The sequence below is a fragment of the Collinsella aerofaciens genome (assembly GCF_015670795.1).
In the GTDB taxonomy this organism is placed as follows: domain Bacteria; phylum Actinomycetota; class Coriobacteriia; order Coriobacteriales; family Coriobacteriaceae; genus Collinsella; species Collinsella aerofaciens_Q.
In genome coordinates, this window is record NZ_JADPCJ010000002.1 from 132,607 (window position 1) to 153,465 (window position 20,859).

The window sequence follows — 20,859 nt, forward strand, 5'->3', positions numbered from 1 at the left end:
ACCTCCTCTTAAGCGTCAAGGAATCGTGCATCATGTGCATGCTTCTCGATGTACTCGCGGCGATAGCCGACCTCGGAACCCATCAGCTCGCGCACGGCGCGGTCCGCCACCACGGCGTCCTCGATCGACACACGCTGCAGAATGCGGGTCTTTGGGTCCATCGTCGTCGAGGCAAGCTGTTTGGGGTCCATCTCGCCCAGGCCCTTGTAGCGCTGGACGGTATAGCCCTTGCGCTTTTTGGTGATCTTGCCGTCCTTGGCCTTGCCGTCCTCGTCGTTATCATCGGGGTTCAGGCCCAGACTCTGGATGGTATCGCGCAGGATCTCGTCTTCGGGCTGGCGGCCGTTGGGATACACGTAGTGGATCTTGTTGCGCACCTTAATGCCAAAGATGGGCGGGCAGGCAACATAGACGTAGCCGGCATCGATCAGCGGACGCATGTACTTGTAGAAGAACGTCAGCAGCAGGATGCGGATATGCGCGCCGTCGACGTCTGCATCGGTCATGATGATGATCTTGTGGTAGCGCGCCTTGGTGATATCGAAATCGCCGCCGGCGCCGGCACTCGTCGTGACGCCGCAGCCGATCGCGGTAATCAGCGACTGGATGGTGTCACTCGAGAACGCGCGATGGTCACCAACGCGCTCGACGTTCAAAATCTTGCCGCGCAGGGGCAGAATCGCCTGGATGTCTCGGCGACGGCCGTCCTTGGCCGAACCGCCTGCCGAGTCGCCCTCTACGATGAAGAGCTCGGTCAGCTCGGCATCGCGCACCGAGCAGTCGGCGAGCTTACCGGGCAGGGACGCCGTCTCGAGCAGGCTCTTGCTGCGGGTCGCCTCGCGCGCCTTGCGGGCGGCATTGCGCGCCTTGCAGGCCTGCTGCGCCTTCTTGACGATCTCGCGAGCGGGCTTAGGGTGCTCCTCGAGGTAATCGGCAAGGCCGTCGGTCACGATCTTGAGCGTCAGCGCGCGCATATAGGAGCTGCCGAGCTTGGCCTTGGTCTGGCCCTCAAACTGCGGATCGGGCAGCTTGACCGAGATAACGGCCGAAAGGCCCTCGCGCACATCGTCGCCGGTCAGATTGGCGTCTTTTTCCTTGAGCAGGTTCTGCTTGCGCGCATAATCGTTGATCACGCGGGTGAGCGCGGTGCGGAAGCCCTCAAGGTGCATGCCGCCCTCGGGGGTGTAGATGTCGTTGGCAAACGACATGACGTTCTCGCCGTAGCCGCTATTCCACTGCAGGGAAACCTCAACCTCGCCCATCTTGGCCACAGGTGCGTCCGGGTCCGATTTGCCCTCGATGTAGATAGGCTCCTTAAAGGCCTCGGGGACGTCCTTGCCCTCGTTAAGGAACTTGACGAAGTCGATGATGCCGCCCTCGTAGCAAAACTCCTCCACGTGGGGAGTAGACTCGCGCTCGTCAGTCAGCACGATTTTGAGGTTCTTATTGAGGAACGCCGTCTCCTGCAGACGGTTGTGCAGCGTATCGAAATCGTAAATGCAGGTCTCGAAGATCTCGTCGTCGGGCCAGAAGGTGACGGTGGTGCCCGTCGAATCCGAGGTGCCCACGACCTCCATCTTCTTGACGGTCTTGCCGCGCGAGAACTCCATCTCGTAGGTGTTGCCGTCGCGACGAACCTGAACGACCACGCGCTTGGACAGTGCGTTGACGACGGAGATGCCAACGCCGTGCAGGCCGCCCGAGACCTTATAGGCCGAATTATCGAACTTACCGCCGGCGTGCAAAATCGTCATGACGACCTCGAGCGTCGGGATCTTTTTAACAGGGTGCTCGTCGACGGGGATACCGCGCCCGTTGTCGACGACCGTGATGGAGTTGTCGGCGTGGACCGTCACCTGGATCTCGGTGCAGAAACCGGCCATGGCCTCGTCGACGGAGTTGTCAACGATCTCCCACACCAGGTGATGCAGACCGCTGGCGCTCGTCGAGCCGATATACATGCCCGGGCGCTTACGAACGGCCTCGAGACCTTCGAGAATCTTAATCTCGCCGCCATCGTAATCGTTTTCGTTTGCCACACGTCCTCCTTCAGTCAAGAAAATGTGTACAGCCTTACTAGTTTATCGTAAAAAAATACCCTCGGGAACGAGGGTATTTGGCTCTACAAGGCCACCAGATGCGATTTAAGGCTCTTTTTTGCTTTGCACGCCCTTGGCCCACTCGGCACTGGCTCTCATGGCGTTCTCGAGGGCCTCGCGCAGTTTTTGGTCTTCGATGGGCGCCACTTGGCGCTCAATCTCGGTGCGCTCGGCATCGCTGAGGTCGGCGTGTGGGGCCGGCGGGCGCTCGGTCGCCGCTGGGCGAAGGCGCTCCTTGGCGGCGGGCGGCGTGTGACCGGGCGCGGTGGTTTTGAACACCAGGCCATCCACATGCGCACCGGCGCGCTCCATGCGCGCGCGGATGATCTCGCGCAACAACGTCATTTCCTGCGTCCACGAGGGCGAGTCGAGATATACCAGCAGCTCATTGGACTCGGGCAGGTAGCGCAGGCCCGTCACATGCCGCCCCTCGCGCGTGCCCGAGCACACCGCGTTCCACGCGCGATAGACCGCGCGCGACTCCTCGGCGGCCTCCATCTGCGCACGGCGCTCAGGGGTCGCAGCCGCCAGGATGCGCTGGCGCTCTGCGTTCAACAAGCCACTGAAGGCGACCGTTTCGCTCTCGCGCTCGTAATTAGCACGTCTCACCCATGCTCACCACCTTGGCTCGATCAAGCAGGTCATCGGTAAAGTACCCCAGGTTGGTCGTGGTTATGACCGTCTGGATATCATCGCCGATCAGCCGCAGGAAAGCACCGCGGCGTTCGCCGTCGAGTTCGCTCATCACGTCGTCCAAAAGCAGCAGTGGGGCGGTGCCCAGGACATCGCGAGCCACGGCCACCTCCGCCACCTTCCAGGCCAGAACCAACGTTCGCTGCTGACCTTGGCTGGCAAATGAACGGGCGGAGCGACCCGCCACAGCAAACTCAATCTCGTCGCGATGCGGTCCCACCAACGTCACGCCGCGGCGAATTTCCTCGTCGGCGTGCTCATCAAGGGCAGCCAGCATGCGCTCGTACGCCCAGCCCTTCAGCTCTTCGCGATCATCGACCTGGGGCAAATCCCCCAGCGTGGACGCATAGGACACGTTGGCGGCTTCACCGGACGCCACTTGCCCGTAGGCAGTACGCACATGGCCCGCCAGCCGGTCGAGCAGGGCCAACCGGTGCACGAGCAGAGCCGCGCCCGCGCGGGCAATCGAATCGTTCCACGCGCCGAGCATCTCGCGGCAGCACCAGGCCTCCTTGAGCAAGGCGTTACGCTGGGTCACGCAGCGACCATAGGTGCTCGCAAGATCGGCATAGCGTGCGCTCAGTTGCATGCCAAAGTCGTCGAGGGCGGCGCGGCGCACACTGGCGCCTCGCTTAACCATGTCCAGATGGTCGGGGCAAAACAGCACGCTCGGCAGAACCCCGCGCACACCGGCGGCAGAGCATCTCTTGCCGTTGCGGCTAAACGAGCGTTTACCGTCCTCCGCGCTCAATCCCATATCAAGCACGCGGCCGTCGCCCTCGAGCCTCAGCTCGACCTTGCACGAGCCCACGCCGTCATGGACGAGCTCGGCTGCGGTCGGATGCCTAAACGAGGCGCCGCTCGTCAGCAGCTGCAGCGCCTCTATGAGATTGGTCTTTCCCGCCGCGTTGGGTCCCGCAAGTATCGTCACGCCCTCGTCCAGGGCAAGGCGATAGCTATCGAAGCTGCGGTAGTGCGCGACGGAAAGATCGCGGGCGAACATGGTCATAGGGCAGTTGCTAGATGCGGACCGGCATGACCAGGTACAGGTAGTTGATCTTGTCGTAGGACTTGAAGATGCCCGCCTGCGAGTAGCTCTTGAGCTCCAGCGTGATCTCCTTCTCCTTGGACAGGGCATTGAGGCAGCCAAAGATGTAGTGGTAGTTGAAGGCGATGGTGCCCGACTCGCCCTCGGCCTCGACATCGATCGTCTCCTGCGCAAGGTCCTGGTCATTGGAAATGGAGGACAGGCCCATCTGCCCGTTCTCGACATCGATCTCGAACTTGACGGCGGGGTTGGCGCTCGCGATAACGGCCACGCGCTTGAGGGCGGCGTTAAAGGCGGCGACGTCGATCTTGACGCTCGTCACGCACGAATCGGGGATGAGCTGCTTGTAGTTGGGGTACACGCCCTCGATGCGGCGCGACACGTAGGTGGTGTTGCCGGCCTCAAAGACGACCTGGGTGTCGGTAGCCCCGATCATGATGGTCGCCTGGCTGGCCATGATGTTCAGCGCGTCGTTAAAGGCGTCGGCCGGAACGTTGAGTTCAAAGGAGCCCTCGAGGGTTGAGGTCTCGACCTGCGTATCGCACACGGCCAAGCGGAAGGAATCGGTCGCCACCAGGCGCACGGTGTTGTTCTCGACCTTCATGTGCACACCACCCAGGATGGGGCGGGCCTTGTCAGTCGAGGTGACGCGCCACACGCGGCCGACCATTTCGGACAAGATATCGGTCGGCAGTTCCACGGCGCTCTCGATGGCATAGGCCGGAAACTCGGGGAAGTCATTGGCATCGAGCGTGTTCAGGCGGAAAGAGCTCTTCTCACAACCAATCAGCACCTGGCGCTCGGACAGCTCAAAGGTGACCGGGGCATCGGGGAGGGTCTTGGTGATATTGGAGAGCATCTTACAAGGGATAACCATCTCGCCCCCTTCTTCGACATGTGCCGCGATGCGATGACGGATCGAGATGGTGTAGTTAGAGGTCTGGAATTCCAAGATGCCGTCTTGCGCCTTGACGAGCACGCCCGACAGGATGGGAAGGGTGGACGCCGAAGCGACACCCTTCATAACGACGCCGATGGCTTGTGTAAGCGAGCTCTGGCTGACGGTGAACTTCATCTTTTAATACCTTTCTTTAGATATAAATATCTTAATAATAGTAATAGCACTGACGAAACTGTTGATTACTCCCAAAGACGCAGGTCAGACCCAGAAAGAGAATCGACAGCAACCTGTGTGCAACGGGGGTGGTTTTCCACGTTCAAAACCTGCGCAAAACTTTTCACCACCGCGGGTTGGGTTTTAGACACCTTATGCCCATGGTTTCGACAAGTTTTCAACAGGTGTCTCTATTTCCCTACGAGCGCAGTGTAATTTTATCGCGCAGCGATTTGAGGTCTTCGGTGACGGTACGGTCTTCCTGGATCATCTTCTGGACCTTTTTGTAGCTCGTGCTGACGGTCGAGTGGTTGCGGTTGCCAAATTCGGCGCCCACCGCCGTGGTCGTCATCTCGCACATCTCGATGGCCAGGTAGATAGCGATATGGCGTGCTTTGGCGATATTGGCGTTGCGACGCGGGCCGATGAGCTCCTCGTGCGTCACGCCGTACTGCTCTTCGATGACGGACTGAACCGTCTGGACGTTGATCTTTTTGGCCGATGTGTCGAAGTACTGGCTGGCGATGGCGTCGATATCGTCAAAGGTGAGCTCCCCGCCCTCGCGCTCGCGGTCGCCCGCCTCGCCGGCGCAGCGCTCGCAAAAGCTCTCGAGTTCGCGGATGTTGGTGCCCGAGACCTCGGCCATGTGTTTAAAGTGCTCGTCGGTCAGGTGTCCGCCGTCGCCCCCATAGGCCGCCAGCAGCGAGTCGTCGCCTGCCTCGGGAGCGGCGACGATGGTGTTCTCGTAATAGCGCTGCAAGATCTTGTATTTCATCTCGTAGCTGGGCTCTGCGACCAGGCAGAGCATGCCGGCGTTGAAGCGGCTGGTCAGACGCTCGTCCATGCTCAGGTCCTTGGGGGCACGGTCTGCCGCGATGACGACCTTCTTGTTGTTGCGGATGAACTCGTCCATGAGCTGGAAAAAGTAGTCCACGCTCGCGCGCTTGCCGATGATGTTTTGGATGTCATCGATGATGAGCACGTCCACGCCGTGGTACGCCTGCATGATGGGGGCGTTGCTCTTCTTTTGGCGGTCGAACTCGGTCATCAGGTCGTCCAGATATGCCTGGGAGTTGGCATACTTGACCTTGATCTCGGGCGACTTCTCGGCGAGCTCGTTTTTGATGGCAAGCAGCAGGTGCGTCTTGCCCAGGCCCGATTTGCCGTAGATGAACAGTGATGTGCATGTGCCGCGCTCGTCCGCGAGGGCGGCAAACTTGAGTGCCGAGCGATAGGCATGGCTGTTTTCGGGGCCGTAGACAAAGTTCTCAAAGGTAAATTTTGAGTTCGCGGCGAGCGGGGCTCCATCCGTATTCTGCTCGGCCGGCACGGTCGGCGCCGGTATGGGTGAAGCGGGGGTCGCAGCTTGCGTGGATTTAGTCGGCGCTCCGCCCTTCATCTGGTTCATCATGCGACGAAAATCATCGGCCGAGAGCGTGTTCTTGATTGCAATGCCCGAATCCGCGCCCGCCGCTGCGTCGTGAGCGATAGGCATGTGCGTGACGGGTGCGTTCGTTGACGTCGCCGCCGCGGTCGGCAACGGTGCCATGGTTTCACGGGAAACATCGCTGTGCTGGTGCTCGATTGTCGGCACGTCGCCTGCGGAGGTCGGTGCCGCCGGGGAAGCGGCGGGAGCCGTGGCGGGCGCCGTCGCGGCAGCGGATTCCGTTGCGGCGCCTTGCGGTGCCACGATGTCGAGCGCGATCGGTGCAAAGGCGATTTCTTCCAGATAGGCCTCAATAGTCGGCTGATGCTTTTTGAGCTGCGCGATGGCAAAGCGCGAGGGAGCCTCGATCGTGAGCGTATCTTCGGTCAGGCTTATGGCCCGCGATTGCCCCAGCATGTTGATGAGGCGTGCATCTTGGCCGTCGCGCTGGCAAAAGGCGATGGCATCCCCCAGGATGATGCTTGCTTCCTCGTCCACTGTCTCTCCCGTTCTTTAGCTCTGAGCTCGCACGCGAGCGGCGCCGAGTTCGGTCAGATGGTATTTCTGGCCATGCTTGATGACCAAGCCGGCCTGCGCCAAGTCATTGAGCGTGCGTGACCAAGTGGGGGCCGAGTTTCCAAACGCCCTCGCCAGATCGGTTGCACCGCACGCTTGATTTTGCGCCAGATAGCCCAGCGCGGCGTTGCCGCGATCGCTTACGAACACGTCCGGTTGTGGCTGCGCATACTGATTTGCTGCATTAGGATACATCATTTGAGCTGCTGGTTGTTGAGAACTCTGCATCGGCGGCATTTGCTGTTGAAAACTTTGAGGCCACTGTTGGTAAGGCTGCAGAGGCATCTGTTGGGCCCAGGGGTTGTACTGCTGCTGCGGCATCTGCTGGTACGGCTGCTGATATCCCTGCTGGTACTGCTGCGGGAACTGCTGGCCATACCCCAGTGGCGGCATCTGCTGATATGGATATCCCCGTTGGTACGGCTGATAGCCCATTTGCTGGCCACCCGGTGCCCCCGTCGCCTGCTGCATTGCTGCTGCATCCTGATCTGCCAGCGGCATGGCCTCTGGCATGTTTGGCGTCATCGACATAGATGCCGCCTGGGGCTCTTGTGTGGGAAGCATTCCGGGCTGCTGCATCTGCCCCACGGGGGGCTGCATCTGCTGCGTTGCCATGGGCTGCTGCGCAAAAGCTCCCGGCAGGGGATATGTGGGCTGCTCCGTCTCGGGCCGCACGGCAGCACCGCGTCCGCCGGCACGCTCGATTTCCTGCACGCGTTTAGGGTTCAGGCTTACCGTAACCACGGTGCCGTTGCCCATGTTGTCCTCGATGGATACGGCACCGCCGGCGTTTTCCAAATACTCCTGCACCATGGGAAACCCTGCTCCGGTTCCACGGATATAGCGCTTCATCTTGCTGTTTGCGCTGGTAACGCCAAAGTCGAAAGCGCGTTCCTTGTCGTCGATGCCGGGTCCTTGGTCAGCAAAGCGGATGGTGTCTCCGCCGTCCAGAATCGAGATGATGGGCTCTGCAAAGTGTGCGTGGATAAAGTTTTCGACAATCTCGCGGATGACCATGAGCGAGATATGGCCACCTTGTTCTTTCATGCACTGGTAGACGGTGTTGGTCGTCTCTTCCAAATACGTGCGGACATCTTGCGGATCGATGACGATCACACGCGGTGTCGACAGCATGTCGTCATAGACGGCGATGCGCGCGGCGTACATGGCTTTTGGCGCCTGCGTTGTCGTCTGTTCACCTTCGTCACGCTCTTCGCGCACGCCGGTGATGTGCTCGTTGTCGGGTGCCGGGTCTCCGGAATCGACCATGGTGTAAAAGTCGTCAGACATGCCGCTCGCAATCTTCCAAAAGGTTTCGAACAAATAGTAGCTCACCGTGCAATGTTTCTCATCTTTCGACAAACTTTCAAAACCTGTTGAAAACTTTGGAAAATGGACGAAAAGTTCTCAACATTGCCAACATGACCTGTTGAAAACTCGATGAAATATCATGAAAAGTTGCCATGCACCGCTAAATCGAGCTTGGCTTATGGGGGAACCGTGTGAACTGCGCAACCTTTTACCTTTGATTTCTTGACATTTGAACATTGATTTCCCTACAATCTTCAAGCTCACGTGTCTATATCTGCGTCCGCGTCCCCGCGGACACTCGAAATGCAGCAGGAGGAACTTAAGATGAAGCGTACGTATCAGCCTAATAAGCGTAAGCGTGCCAAGACCCATGGCTTCCGTGCCCGTATGGCCACTAAGGGTGGTCGTGCCGTGCTCGCCCGTCGTCGCGCCAAGGGCCGCAAGCGTCTCACTGTCTAGCAGCGATACACACATCTCGCATGAAGACTATTAAGTCTCGGCAAGATTTCGAGCATGTGTTCAGTCAGGGGCGTCGTTTCAATCACCCTCTGATTCGAATGACCATATGTGAATCGGTTGGCGAAGGCGACTCCGGAAGGGTCGCCTTCGTTGGTGCTAAGCGACTCGGTTGTGCCGTCGTGCGCAACCGATCTAAGCGTGTGATGCGCGAGGCCGCCCGCAGCTGCGGATTTCCCGTTGCGGGTTATGACATCATCTTGTTTGCAACTCCCAAGACGAGGGTTTCCTCGCCGCAGGAGATGGACAAGGCGTTGCGTTCGCTTATGAAGCGCGCCGGCGTTGCCGGGGAGGAGCGATGAGCAATCACGTTTTGCGACGTGTTGCCATCGCTCCTATTCGCATATATCAACAGGTTATTTCGCCCTTATTGCCTGACGCCTGCATTTATTACCCAACGTGCTCGCAATACGCCATCCAGGCGATTGAGAAGCACGGTGTTTTGAGAGGCTGCTGGCTTGCCGTGAGGCGCATCGCTCGCTGCAATCCCCTGCACGTCGGCGGTTATGACCCTGTGCCCTAGCGGGCACTCGCTATCGGAGGAAAACTTACATGTGGGATTGGATCGTTAACATCCTTTTCGAGCTGCTCAAGCTCATCCAGACCTTTGCGGTCGACTGGGGCCTGTCCATCATCATCCTGGTGGTCATCATCCGTCTGCTGCTGACGCCGCTTATGCTCAAGTCGACCAAGTCGACGGCTCGCATGCAGGTGCTGCAGCCCAAGATGCTCGAGATCCAGGAGCGCTATGCCGACGATCCCCAGCGTCAGGCCGAGGAGATGCAGAAGTTCTACAGCGAGAACAAGTTCAACCCCATGGCTGGCTGTCTGCCGCTGCTGATTCAGATGCCTATCCTGTTCGCCCTGTTTACATTGCTGCGCAACCTGCCGCAGTACTTTAACAACGGCACGTTCTCGTTCTTCAACATCCTGCCCGACCTGACCACCACGCCGAGCGCTTCCTTTGCCGATGGCTTTATGGTTGCACTGCCTGCGCTGGTTTGCCTGATCCTGTTTGCCGTCCTGACCCTGATTCCGCAGCTCTATATGTCGCGCAACCAGACCGGCCAGCAGGCTCAGAGCATGCGTATGATGGCCGTTGTCATGACGGTCATGATGCTTTGGATGGGCTGGAGCCTTCCCGTTGGTGTTCTGCTGTACTACGACGTCTCGTCTGCTTGGCAGGTTATCCAGCAGATTTTTGTGACGCAGAAGGTCATCGACAAGGCGAAGGCCGATGAGGAGGAGCGTCTTAAGAACGCTCCGCTGCAGGTTGAGGTCACTCGTCGCGAGAAGAAGCCGCGCCCGCACAAGAAGAAGTAGTGGGATATCAATCTTATTTAGGTACCTAACTTTTGGAGTACGTTATGTCTGAAGAGATCATCGAGGATATGCTTGAGGAGGTTGCCCCGCAGGTCGCGGGCGATTATCCCGAGATTGCACAGCGCTACAAGGCTGGTGAAGAGCTGACCGATGAGGAGCTCGACACCATTGCCGATGTTGCGATTTCCATCCTGCGTTCCATCCTTTCGCACTTCGATGCCGCCAACTCTCCTATCGATGAGTATGAGGGCGACGAGGGTGAGCTGATTTTGGATGTAACGGCTCCCGACCTTGCTGTTCTCATTGGCCGTCATGGTCGCACTCTTGATGCTCTTCAGGTTATGTTCTCTTTGCTGGTGAGCCGCAAGCTTGGCTTTAGGTATCCGGTTGTAGTGGACGTCGAGGGATACAAGAGTCGCCGTCAGGATAAGGTCGCCTCCATGGCTCAGTCTGCTGCCGAGCGTGCCATCCGCACTCATAAGAGTGTTTCGCTTCCGCCCATGAATGCCTACGAGCGCCGACTGGTTCACATTGCACTTCGTGGCAACGATGCAGTCGATACTCATTCTGAGGGTTCTGACCCTGATCGCCATGTGGTGATTGTTGCTCGATAATCTACTCGAGCTTATGCTAGGGGGACGTGGTTTCCACGTCCCCTTTTTTTGTCAAAAGTTCTCGATACGCTGATTTTTGTCAGAAAGGAGCTTCTGTTGTTTGTACTTACCGATCAGCAGGCTGACGAGATGTTGAGTCGCCTAACTTCCTATTGCAAAGAATATTCCTTGAGCGTAACTGATATTGAGCTGAGGAAATGTATCCAGCATTTGGATTTGGTTCTAGAAACAAATAAGACAACCAATCTCACCCGTATTCTTAACGTAGAAGATGCTGCCGTACTTCATATCCTCGACTCACTTGTTTTGCTCCCCTATATCAATAAGGCTCCTGAGGGAGCTTTGCTCGATATGGGAACAGGTGCGGGCTTCCCTGGTATTCCATTAACCATAACCACGCATCGTAAAGCTACTTATATTGACTCTGTTGGCAAGAAGGTTGATGCGGTTAATTCCTTTGTCCATGCTCTTGGATTGAAACATGCTCATGCGGTTCATGATCGTCTTGAAGAATATGCTCGAAGCCATAAGAAGCAGTTCTCCGTTGTAACCGCCCGCGCACTGGCCCCTCTACCGATTCTTGTTGAGTATGCGGCTCCGTACCTGAAGGATGGAGGGCTATTTGTTATCACCAAGGGCAATCCTTCGGATGAGGAGCTTGCTTCCGGCATGTCAGCAGCTAAGATTTGCGGCTTCACTTTGCTTCTGAATGACGCAATTGATTTGCCTGAAGGCTTGGGTCACAGGGAGTTCATTGTTCTTAAGAAGAGTCATTCAGCATCCGTTTCATTGCCTCGTGCAAATGGCATGGCAAAGAAGAATCCGCTTGCCTAGATGTTTCACGTGAAACATAATGGTTACTAACAGCTTGCAGTGTTTCACGTGAAACATAGCAGTTGCTATCGATTCGGAATGTTTCACGTGAAACATCCTCCGTTTGACAGCTTTAATACACACCAGGAGGGACCGTGGGATTTCGCGACGTTAAGCGTTCTAAGAGCGCAAAAGACACGCGTATCATTGCAATCATCAATCAAAAAGGCGGCGTCGGTAAGTCAACGACGGCTGTAAACCTTGCAGCAGCACTGGGTGAGCAGGGTCGTAAGACACTGATTGTTGATTTTGATCCGCAGGGAAACAGCACCAGTGGATTCGGAATTGAAAAAGAAGACCTTGATCACTGCATCTATGATGCATTGCTGAATGATGTGCCGGCAGAATCGCTTGTTCTTGATACAAATTGCAAAAAGGTATTCGTAATTCCGGCTACAATTCAGCTTGCAGGCGCGGAAATTGAACTCGTAAGCGCAATTGCTCGTGAAACCCGTCTCAAAGATTTGCTTGAGCCGATTCAGGACGAGTTCGATTTTATTTTCATTGACTGCCCTCCTTCGCTCGGCCTGCTTACTATCAACGCTTTGACCGCAGCAGACAGCGTTTTGATTCCGATCCAGTGCGAGTATTACGCACTCGAGGGCGTTACGAAGCTGCTTGAGTCAATGAAGATGGTCAAATCTCGTCTGAACAAGGGCTTAGACACCTACGGTGTGCTTATGACCATGTATGACTCGCGTACTTCTCTATCGAATCAGGTTGTTGAGGAGGTTCAATCGTACTTTGGTGATAAGGCATTTAAGACGTTGATCCCCCGTACGGTTAAAATCTCCGAAGCTCCGTCTTTTGGGGAACCGGTAATTACCTATGCACCTCAAAATAAGGGTGCAAAAGCATATATGAACCTTGCAAAAGAGGTGATCAAGCGTGCCTAGTGTAAAGAAACGTGGCGGATTGGGACGTGGACTCAATGCTTTGGTCTCAGAGGCCGAGTATGAGACCGGTGGTTCGGCTTCATCGGCTTCGAATGCCGCATCTGAAACAAAACTACCTATTGAGGATATCGTTCCCAACCCTAATCAGCCGCGAATTCACTTTAACGAAACTGAACTTCGTGAGTTGAGCGAATCAATCCAAGAACATGGCGTCTTGCAGCCGCTTTTGGTTCGCAAGCATGGAAACGGCTATGAGATCATCGCTGGTGAGCGTCGTTACCAAGCGTCAAAGCTTGCTGGTCTTGAGGAGCTGCCTGTCATCATTAAAGATGTTAATGATGAAGAGATGCTGGCTCTTGCTCTGATCGAAAACCTTCAGCGTTCTGATCTGAATCCCGTCGAAGAGGCTAAGGGCTATCGCCAGCTTATCGATGCCAGCGGTATGACCCAGGAGGCATTGTCGAAGGCAGTCAGCAAGTCACGCTCCGCAATTACAAACTCGCTGCGCCTTCTCGATCTCCCTGAAGTTGTTCAGCAGATGATTTTTGAGGGCAAACTTACTGCTGGTCATGCACGTGCGATTCTTGCAGTTCCCTATGAGGACGCTCGAATTCGACTTGCAGAGAAGGTTGTTGCAGAGGGCCTTTCCGTAAGAGCGACAGAAAATCTTGCTCCGTTGTTTTCTGCCGGAGAGACACCTAAGACGCCGAGGCCTGCAACGCCTCAGTCTTTTAAAAAGGCTGCCCGCGTGCTTCGTCAGGTTTTTAATACCAACGTGCGTGTTAAGAGCTCGCGTGGAAAGAATAAGATTGAGATTGAGTTTAAAGACGAGGAAGAGCTCTCTCGTATTCTTGGCGAAATGATTCAGTTTGATCAAGGAGGCCAAGATGAGGAATAGGATTTTAACTGCGATTGCATTGGCGACGACTGTCGCGGCTGGTGCCTTTGCTGGCTATAAGATCGCGACAGACGATGAACTTCGAGGTCGTTTGCTTCGTAGTGCGCAAGATATTGTCGATACATCCAAGAAGAAAATGGATGTTATGACAGAAGATGTTGCCATGCGTACGGCTCAGGTAACGAAGAATCCCAAGATTAATCAAGGTTGGGTTAGTAACCAATGGGAAAATGTAGGCTATTAGGTACCTAACAATTACTTAGCATATTTTGAGGGGTCCTTGTCTGATTCACGAGGCAAGGACCCCTTATTTTGGCCGTAAAAAATGGGACAGGTAGCAGCTGATTCAAAATTAAGGTCAATAAATAAAACGGCCCCGGTTGCATCTCCTGTAACCGGGGCCGTTCGATGTTTCACATGAAACGTTTTGGGGTGCGACTCCCCTATGCGTTCTTCTGAACTTTGAAGCGCTGCTTCAGCTGTCCGCAAGCGGCGTCAATATCGTTACCACGGGAGTTACGAATCGTGGTCTCGATGCCACGGGACTCAAGACGACGCTGAAGATCCTCAACCTTATGAATCGGCGACGGCTTGAGCGGGCTGCCCTCGATGTCGTTAAGCTGAATCAGGTTGACGTGGCACAACGTTCCCTCGCAGAAGTCGCAGAGCGCCTGCATCTCGGGATTCGTATCGTTGACGCCTTCGATCATGGCATACTCATAGGTCGGGCGGCGGCCAGTCTTCTCGGTGTAGAGTTGAAGCGCCTCGTGAAGGCGAAGTAGCGTGTACTTCTTAACACCGGGCATTAGCTTATTGCGTGTCGACTGGATGGCGGAATGCAGGGAAACGGCAAGCGTGAACTGCTCGGGGATGTCGGCAAATTTGCGAATACCGGGAATAACGCCGCTGGTAGAGACGGTGAGGTGACGAGCACCGATACCGATGCCATCGGGGTCGTTGAGGATTCGCAACGCCTTGAGAACCTCGTCGTAGTTGGCAAACGGCTCGCCCTGGCCCATGAAGACAACGCTCGTGACGCGCTCGCCAAAGTCGTTGGATACATGAAGTACCTGGTCGACGATCTCTTGAGCGGTCAGAGAGCGCTTGAGGCCGTTGAGGCCGGTAGCGCAAAAGGCACAGCCCATGCCGCAGCCTGCCTGGGTGGAAACGCAGACGGAAAGCTTGTTGCGACGGGGCATACCGACAGTTTCGACGGAAATGCCGTCGTGGTACTCGAGCAGATACTTGCGCGAGCCATCTTTGGAAACCTGCTTGGTGAGTTCAGTCGGCGTATCAAAGGCAAAAGCCTCTTTAAGCTGCTCGCGGAAAGCCTTGGGAAGGTTGGTCATGTCGTCGAACGAACAAACGTTCTTCTCAAAGACCCATTCGATGAGCTGCTTCGCGCGGAAGGCGGGCTGGCCAAGCTCGGCCACGAGCTCGCGAATATCGTTTTGGCTCAAGTCGCGAATGTCCTGAGATTTAGTCCTGGGATTCATGGAAGCCTTTCGATTTTGGGGAAACGTAGAGGGTATCGCTACAATATGGTATCAGCTGCAGAAATTATAGAGGAGGAGTCTGCCCATGCCGGGTAAAAGCCTAGAGAACATGCACGTAGCGGTCTTGGCGGGCGGTCATTCCGCTGAGCGCGAGATCTCGCTTAATTCGGGAAAGAACGTTGTGGTGGCACTGAAGGAAGCCGGCTACACCTCGGTGGAGCTGCTCGATACGGCCGCTGATGACTTTATGGTAACCATGGCAACCGGCGGCTTTGACGTGGCGTTTATCGCCATGCACGGTGCCGGCGGCGAGGATGGCGCCATGCAAGGCGCCATGGAGACCCTGGGTATCCCCTACACGGCTTCGGGCGTGCTTGCCAGCGCCTGCGGTGCCGACAAGGAGGTCTCTAAGCTCCTGTACGCCAAGGCGGGCATTCCCATTGCCCCCGGCCTTGCGCTCGAGGTGGGCGATGAAGTCGATATCGATCATATCGTCGAGGTTTGTGGCGAGCGCTGCTTTGTGAAGCCGGCCGTCAACGGTTCCAGCTATGGCATTTCCCTGGTCCATGAGCCCTCCGAGCTGCCCGCGGCAATCGCCAAGGCGTTTGAGTACGGCGACAAAGTACTGGTCGAGAAGTGCATCGAGGGTACCGAGATCACCGTCGGCGTATACGGCGAAGATGACGTGCGCGCTCTGCCGATTGTCGAGATTCGTAAGCCCGAGGACTGTGAGTTCTACGATCTGGACGTGAAGTATGTCGACCCTACGGACATCCATCGCATTCCGGCGCAGATTTCACCCGAGAATTACGCTCGTGCCCAGGAGCTTGCCTGTGCTGCTCACAAGGCCCTCGGTTGCCTGGGTATCTCGCGCAGCGACTTTATCGTGAGTGAGGACGGCCCCGTTATCCTCGAGACCAATACCATTCCCGGCATGACCGATACGTCGCTGTATCCGGACGAGATCCGCCACACCGACGACATGACGTTCCCGCAGGTCTGTGACAGCCTGATCCGTATGGGCCTTCGTCGAGCGGGCATTGCATGCTAATCGAGGACGCGGTTTCGTCAGGAACGCCGCAGTTTGTCATCGACTCCTATGCCACGCTTGCCGAACGCGCCAAAACGCAGTCCTTTGGTCTTATCGAGGAAGATGTGATTGTCCTCGATACCGAGACCACAGGTCTTTCGGTGCAGGACAATGAACTGATCGAGATCTCGGCGGCCCGTCTTTCGGGCCGCGAGATCGTCGACCGTTTCGATACCTTCGTGCATCCCAAGCAGCTGATTCCCGCCGAGATTACCGAGCTCACGAGCATTACAAATGCCGATGTGGCAGATGCCCCGTCGGCCGTTGAGGCCGTCGCCGCTCTCGCCGATTTTGTCGGTGGTTGCCCGGTGATCGCACATAACGCCACGTTCGACCGCTCGTTTATCGAGTCGGTCAAAGGCGGCGTCAACGTGAGCGATATTTGGATCGATTCGCTGGCGCTGTCGCGAATCGCGCTTCCGCGCCTGGCCTCGCACAAGCTGTCTTTTATGGCCGATCTGTTTGGCTGTGACTCGGTATCACACCGTGCCAATGCCGACGTCGACGCCCTGTGTGGCGTATGGCGCGTGTTGCTCGTGGCGCTCACCGACTTGCCCCAGGGCCTCATGGCGCGCCTAGCCGACATGCATCCGGATGTGCCTTGGTCCTATCGTCCTATCTTCTCATTCTTGGCAGGGCAGAACCCTGGTTCTATCTTCTCTCTCAGCGCCGCTCGTGCTGACGTTCTCAAGGCCGATCGCGCCGACGATCGGGTGGACGCCGACGAACTGCCGGTCCTCAAGATGCCGAGTCGTGAGGAGATTGAGGCAGACTATGCGCCAGGTGGCCTGGTCAATCGCATGTACCCCACCTACGAGCCGCGTGATGAGCAGATTGCGATGGCGCTCGAGGTCCGCGATGCGCTGGTCACGGGCACTCATCGTGTAATTGAGGCGGGCACGGGCGTCGGCAAATCGATGGCCTATCTGGTGCCTTTTGCCGAGGCAGCACGCCGTAACAACATCACGGTTGGTATTGCGACCAAATCGAACAATCTCGCCGACCAGCTCATGTACCATGAGCTGCCAAAACTTGCCGAGCAACTGGACGGTGGTCTGTCATTTTGCGCTCTCAAGGGGTATGACCACTATCCGTGCCTGCGCAAGCTTGAGCGCATGAGCCGCGGCCAGGCCGAGATTACCACCAAGCGCGATCCGGCGGACACGCTCACGGCGGTCGCGGTCATTATGGCGTACGTCTGCCAATCAGCCGATGGCGACCTCGACTCACTTGGCATTCGGTGGCGCAGCGTCAACCGCCCCGACTTTACGACGGCCTCGCGCGAGTGTGCTCGTCGCCTCTGCCCGTTTTTCCCTGATAAATGTTTGGTCCACGGCGCTCGCCGTCGTGCGGCGCATGCCGATGTGGTGGTCACCAACCATTCCCTGCTGTTCCGCAACGTTGCGGCCGAGGGCAGGATTTTGCCTCCGATTCGTCATTGGGTAATCGACGAGGCCCATTCCATCGAGCGCGAGGCGCGCCGCCAGTGGGCGCGCGTGGTGTCGGCGGACGAGTCACGCGTTCTGTTTGAGCGCCTGGGTGGCTCGAGCACCGGCGCGCTAAGCCAGGTTTCCCGTGATTTGGCAACCTCCGAGGGCTCTACGCTCTATCTGGGCCTTACTGCCAAGGCGACGTCGACGGTTGCGCGCGCGAGCATGGCAATCGCCGACGTGTTCGATGGCGTTCGCGAGCTCGGCCGCCGTGCCCGTGGGGGTTATGACAATGCTAATCTATGGATTGGCCCCGAACTGCGCGAATCTGACGACTGGCATGATTTCTTACAGTCGGCCTACGCTGCCATCGACGCGTTGGAACAGGCTGACAAGAGCGTCGACGCGCTGGTGCAAGCCGTCGCCGCCGACAAGCCCGAGGTTGTTGTCGACCAGGGTGATATCTCGCGCCGCTTGCACGAGCTGGCCGAGAACCTCAAACTCATCATTGACGGCACCGATGAACACTACGTGTATTCGCTGCAGGTCAATCGCAGGTTGCGTGCCGGCGGAGAGTCAATGACCGCAGAGCGCATCGACATTGGCGAGGCCTTGGCAACCGAGTGGCTGCCCGAGGTTCACACGGCTATCTTTGCCTCGGCGACCATGACGGTGTCCAAAAGCTTTGAACACTTTAACCACGCGGTCGGCCTCGATCGCATCGGTGCTTCAACATCCTCATCGTTGCACTTGGACTCGAGCTACGACTTCGATTCGAACATGGCTGTAGTCGTTGCGGGTGATATCCCCGATCCGCGCGATCGTGAGAGCTATCTTACGGCGCTCGAGCGCGTGCTGGTCGACGCCCATCTTGCCATGGGCGGATCGGTGCTCACACTGTTCACCAATCGGCGCGACATGGAAGACCTGTACGCCCGCGTTGAGCCCAAGATGGCCCGTGCGGGTCTGGAACTCAACTGCCAGCAGCGCAACTCATCTCCTCGTCGCCTGCGCGACCGGTTTATCAGCGAGCCGACTTCATCGCTTTTTGCGCTTAAGGCCTTCTGGGAGGGATTCGACGCCAGCGGCGAGACGCTGCGCTGCGTCATCATTCCCAAGCTGCCGTTCTCGAGCCCCACGGACCCGCTCTCGTGCGAGCGCAACCTGCGTGAAGACCGCGCTTGGGCGCGCTATTCGCTGCCCGAGGCGGTGCTCGAGGTCAAGCAGGCGGCCGGCCGCCTTATCCGCTCGTCGACCGATTGCGGCGTGCTGATTCTGGCCGACCCGCGCCTGGTGACGAAGGGCTACGGAAAGAAGTTCTTAACGTCGCTGCCCACGAGCTCCTACCAGCGCATCGAATCGGCACAGATTGGGCACTATCTGCAACTGTGGCGTGCACGCCACGAGCGGCGGCGCTAAAGCGGACAGACGAGGGTTTTTGCCATATCGCACAGACGCTTTGACAGGGCGGGGTCATCCAAGATGCGGATGGCTCCGCCCGCTGCGATTACCTGGCTCAGTAGCCAACGCTCGGAGCCATAATGCACGGTTACCGTTGCCATGTCTGCCCCGCTGCGCTCGATTAGGGTGATGCCGGCCCAGTCCAGATGCTCCGCCATATCGAATGGCATCAAGAGCTTTGCGCTACGCTGCGTCCGAGCAAGGGAATCGTGGAGGGATGTGACGTCCGGTGCATGAGGCACGACGGAGTCTTCCGTCAAGGCGAGTCCCTCGATTTTATCCATGCGATAGGTGCGCTGCTCATCGACCGCGATGTCCCAGGCAATCAGGTATGTTTGGTCGCCGTTTGCCGTAATGCGCAAGGGGTCGACCAGACGCTCACGTGGCCGTGCATCGTCCATCGAGCGATACGAGATGCGGCAGCGAACACCGTCCTGAATGGCGCAGCTCAGCTGCTGCCAGTGCGACCCGTGGTTGACGGTGTCAAAGACGCGCTGGTTATAGCCGAGCTCTTCGGGTAGAAGGGCATGTCGAATCCGAGCTGCCGTATGCGGCTCGATCCCCAACGATTCAAGTTCATGGTTGAGCACAGCGCCCTCGGCGGCACTCAAGCGTAGCGGTAGCACACGCCCGGCGTCACCGGTGAGGACCACACGCTCGCCGCGGCATTCGCAGATGATGCGCGCGCCCGATTCTCGGTCCGCGAGCGTCGAGACGATCTCGAGAATCTCGTCGAGCGATACCCCCGTGATGTCAAAGCGACTGCAAATCTCGGTCCGTGTCATGCCGCTCTCGCCGGCGGCGTAGAGGGCCTCCATGATGTCGATGACGCGCGAGAGTCTCTGCTCGCTGGTGAGTTTACGCACGGGCATACTCGTGCACCGTCCTTTCAATGAGGTGGTTCCACGCCTGTTTGAGCGATTTGGGGGCCACGGGCCTCATGCCGTCCATGGCGTGGGCCATGCAAAATGAGGCGCCGGCTTCAAGATCGCGCACGTCAACGGTCCAGGTCCATCCCACATCGGTGTGTACGAGCTCACCTCGCCCACGCGTGAGACCGTTGATCATATCGATCTGCGTCTGAGGGGCGAATGAGAACGTGGCTGCAACGGGCGGTCGGTCGGCAAAATCGAATTCAAAGAACAGGTAGTCGCTGAGGTTGAAGTCCGCGGGGATGACGTAGGCCTTCGAAGGACGCCAAGCGCGAACGATACGGTCGCAGCGGAATGTCCTGATGTCGTCGGTGACGTTGTCGAGGCCGCAGAAGTAAGCCACGCCCTCGCGCTCGAACATGCCGTAGACGCAGACGGTACGTTCTCTCTGCTCGCCGCGTCCGTTCTGATATAAAAATCGCAGCGCGCATCGCTCGGCAAAGGCGCTCCAAACCGCATCGACGGTGGGAGAGCGGCTGATCGGCGCCTCGTCTACCGTCGTCCTGCCGGTGAGATAGGCAATCTTGGAGCGAATATCGGCAAGCGGTGCGGCAAAAGTGGATGAGCCGGCCGCTAGTGTCTGGTCGATGGCGTTGAGCAGGATATCGGCGTCGTCTGCGGTAATGAGGCCGCCTGCCGCAAACGTGTGCTCGCGGTCGATTGTCCACGAGCTTTCCTCGGTCTCCTGCGCGCCGGTGGGGCGAACCTCCTTGATTAAGATGCCGCGTTCGAGCAGCTTGTCACGATCGCGTCGAAACTTGCGCTTATCCGAGTCGATATTGCCCGAGCCATATCCCAGGTCAGAATCCAAGACGATCTGCTCGGTCGTCAGCGGTTCGGGGGAGCTATTGAGCACAAAGAAAAGATTGAGGATGCGCTGAGCCGTTTTATCGAAACTGGGCTCCGAATTTCCCTTTTTAATTGTCTCGGTCGTGTCGCTTGCCGTCATAGAGTCCTCGCATGAGAAGTGGTTTGCTGCCATGATTTTAGTCCGATATGGAGATTAGGCTATATCCTTGTCCGCTCGGGGCGTTAAGATGGCCCGAATTCGGTCGTTTGCGCT

20 protein-coding genes are annotated in these 20,859 nt (G+C 57.4%); 11 read left to right on the top strand and 9 right to left on the bottom strand.

The window, feature by feature from the left end:
* Positions 1 to 8: 8 nt before the first annotated feature.
* The 6 genes from gyrB to I4W09_RS01660 form a co-directional block, all read right to left on the bottom strand.
* Positions 9 to 2,039, bottom strand: a complete 2,031-nt coding sequence (gene gyrB, locus I4W09_RS01635; RefSeq protein ID WP_196031398.1) for a DNA topoisomerase (ATP-hydrolyzing) subunit B — start codon at positions 2,037 to 2,039, stop codon at positions 9 to 11.
* A gap of 105 nt (positions 2,040 to 2,144) precedes the next feature.
* A complete protein-coding gene (locus tag I4W09_RS01640) occupies positions 2,145 to 2,708 on the bottom strand; it encodes a DciA family protein (RefSeq protein WP_152068592.1) in 564 nt (187 codons plus the stop codon).
* A complete protein-coding gene (recF, locus tag I4W09_RS01645) occupies positions 2,695 to 3,801 on the bottom strand; it encodes a DNA replication/repair protein RecF (RefSeq protein ID WP_006236184.1) in 1,107 nt (368 codons plus the stop codon). The genes I4W09_RS01640 and recF overlap by 14 nt, the downstream gene beginning before the upstream one ends.
* 10 nt (positions 3,802 to 3,811) lie before the next feature.
* Positions 3,812 to 4,915 carry a DNA polymerase III subunit beta gene (gene dnaN / locus I4W09_RS01650; protein ID WP_152068594.1) on the bottom strand — a complete coding sequence of 368 codons (1,104 nt, stop codon included), beginning with the start codon at positions 4,913 to 4,915 and terminating at the stop codon, positions 3,812 to 3,814.
* A 238-nt stretch (positions 4,916 to 5,153) separates the two neighbouring features.
* Positions 5,154 to 6,878, bottom strand: coding sequence for a DnaA ATPase domain-containing protein (locus I4W09_RS01655; protein ID WP_152068595.1), 1,725 nt, complete (start codon positions 6,876 to 6,878; stop codon positions 5,154 to 5,156).
* A 15-nt stretch (positions 6,879 to 6,893) separates the two neighbouring features.
* Entirely contained in the window at positions 6,894 to 8,246 is a 1,353-nt protein-coding gene (locus I4W09_RS01660) for an ATP-binding protein (RefSeq protein WP_052044048.1), read from the bottom strand.
* A 345-nt stretch (positions 8,247 to 8,591) separates the two neighbouring features.
* On the opposite strand from I4W09_RS01660, the gene rpmH reads away from it, so the two are divergent.
* The 9 genes from rpmH to I4W09_RS01705 all read left to right on the top strand — a co-directional run bounded on the left by rpmH (position 8,592) and on the right by I4W09_RS01705 (position 13,631).
* The gene (gene rpmH, locus I4W09_RS01665; protein ID WP_019127408.1) at positions 8,592 to 8,726 is read left to right on the top strand and encodes a 50S ribosomal protein L34; all 135 of its coding nucleotides are present in this window, start codon (positions 8,592 to 8,594) and stop codon (positions 8,724 to 8,726) included.
* Positions 8,727 to 8,746: 20 nt separating this feature from the next.
* Positions 8,747 to 9,085, top strand: coding sequence for a ribonuclease P protein component (gene rnpA, locus I4W09_RS01670; protein ID WP_006236191.1), 339 nt, complete (start codon positions 8,747 to 8,749; stop codon positions 9,083 to 9,085).
* Entirely contained in the window at positions 9,082 to 9,306 is a 225-nt protein-coding gene (gene yidD, locus I4W09_RS01675) for a membrane protein insertion efficiency factor YidD (RefSeq protein WP_082222962.1), read from the top strand. Before rnpA ends, yidD begins: the two co-directional genes overlap by 4 nt.
* Before the next feature lie 29 nt (positions 9,307 to 9,335).
* On the top strand, positions 9,336 to 10,106 hold the full coding sequence (locus tag I4W09_RS01680) for a YidC/Oxa1 family membrane protein insertase (RefSeq protein ID WP_035136499.1): 771 nt from the start codon (positions 9,336 to 9,338) through the stop codon (positions 10,104 to 10,106).
* Positions 10,107 to 10,150: 44 nt separating this feature from the next.
* On the top strand, positions 10,151 to 10,720 hold the full coding sequence (locus I4W09_RS01685) for a Jag family protein (RefSeq protein WP_022093802.1): 570 nt from the start codon (positions 10,151 to 10,153) through the stop codon (positions 10,718 to 10,720).
* A gap of 96 nt (positions 10,721 to 10,816) precedes the next feature.
* Positions 10,817 to 11,554: a 16S rRNA (guanine(527)-N(7))-methyltransferase RsmG gene (gene rsmG, locus I4W09_RS01690; protein WP_229030414.1), complete on the top strand. Its 738-nt coding sequence runs from the start codon at positions 10,817 to 10,819 to the stop codon at positions 11,552 to 11,554.
* A gap of 134 nt (positions 11,555 to 11,688) precedes the next feature.
* A complete protein-coding gene (locus I4W09_RS01695) occupies positions 11,689 to 12,489 on the top strand; it encodes a ParA family protein (protein WP_022093800.1) in 801 nt (266 codons plus the stop codon).
* Positions 12,482 to 13,387, top strand: a complete 906-nt coding sequence (locus tag I4W09_RS01700) for a ParB/RepB/Spo0J family partition protein (protein ID WP_196031399.1) — start codon at positions 12,482 to 12,484, stop codon at positions 13,385 to 13,387. Before I4W09_RS01695 ends, I4W09_RS01700 begins: the two co-directional genes overlap by 8 nt.
* On the top strand, positions 13,377 to 13,631 hold the full coding sequence (locus I4W09_RS01705; protein ID WP_149926478.1) for a hypothetical protein: 255 nt from the start codon (positions 13,377 to 13,379) through the stop codon (positions 13,629 to 13,631). Before I4W09_RS01700 ends, I4W09_RS01705 begins: the two co-directional genes overlap by 11 nt.
* A gap of 199 nt (positions 13,632 to 13,830) precedes the next feature.
* Here the strand turns inward: I4W09_RS01705 and rlmN are convergent, their stop codons facing one another.
* Positions 13,831 to 14,883: a dual-specificity RNA methyltransferase RlmN gene (gene rlmN / locus I4W09_RS01710; RefSeq protein ID WP_035136497.1), complete on the bottom strand. Its 1,053-nt coding sequence runs from the start codon at positions 14,881 to 14,883 to the stop codon at positions 13,831 to 13,833.
* A gap of 85 nt (positions 14,884 to 14,968) precedes the next feature.
* On the opposite strand from rlmN, the gene I4W09_RS01715 reads away from it, so the two are divergent.
* Both I4W09_RS01715 and I4W09_RS01720 read left to right on the top strand, forming a co-directional pair.
* Positions 14,969 to 15,934 (top strand): D-alanine--D-alanine ligase family protein, encoded by a 966-nt coding sequence (locus tag I4W09_RS01715; protein WP_035136496.1) that lies wholly within the window; start codon positions 14,969 to 14,971, stop codon positions 15,932 to 15,934.
* On the top strand, positions 15,928 to 18,822 hold the full coding sequence (locus I4W09_RS01720) for a helicase C-terminal domain-containing protein (protein ID WP_196031400.1): 2,895 nt from the start codon (positions 15,928 to 15,930) through the stop codon (positions 18,820 to 18,822). Before I4W09_RS01715 ends, I4W09_RS01720 begins: the two co-directional genes overlap by 7 nt.
* On the opposite strand, the gene I4W09_RS01725 is transcribed toward I4W09_RS01720, so the two are convergent.
* Both I4W09_RS01725 and I4W09_RS01730 read right to left on the bottom strand, forming a co-directional pair.
* Entirely contained in the window at positions 18,819 to 19,736 is a 918-nt protein-coding gene (locus I4W09_RS01725; RefSeq protein WP_196031401.1) for a helix-turn-helix transcriptional regulator, read from the bottom strand. The genes I4W09_RS01720 and I4W09_RS01725 overlap by 4 nt on opposite strands.
* The gene (locus I4W09_RS01730) at positions 19,723 to 20,778 is read right to left on the bottom strand and encodes a helix-turn-helix transcriptional regulator (RefSeq protein ID WP_196031402.1); all 1,056 of its coding nucleotides are present in this window, start codon (positions 20,776 to 20,778) and stop codon (positions 19,723 to 19,725) included. The genes I4W09_RS01725 and I4W09_RS01730 overlap by 14 nt, the downstream gene beginning before the upstream one ends.
* Positions 20,779 to 20,859 lie beyond the last annotated feature (81 nt).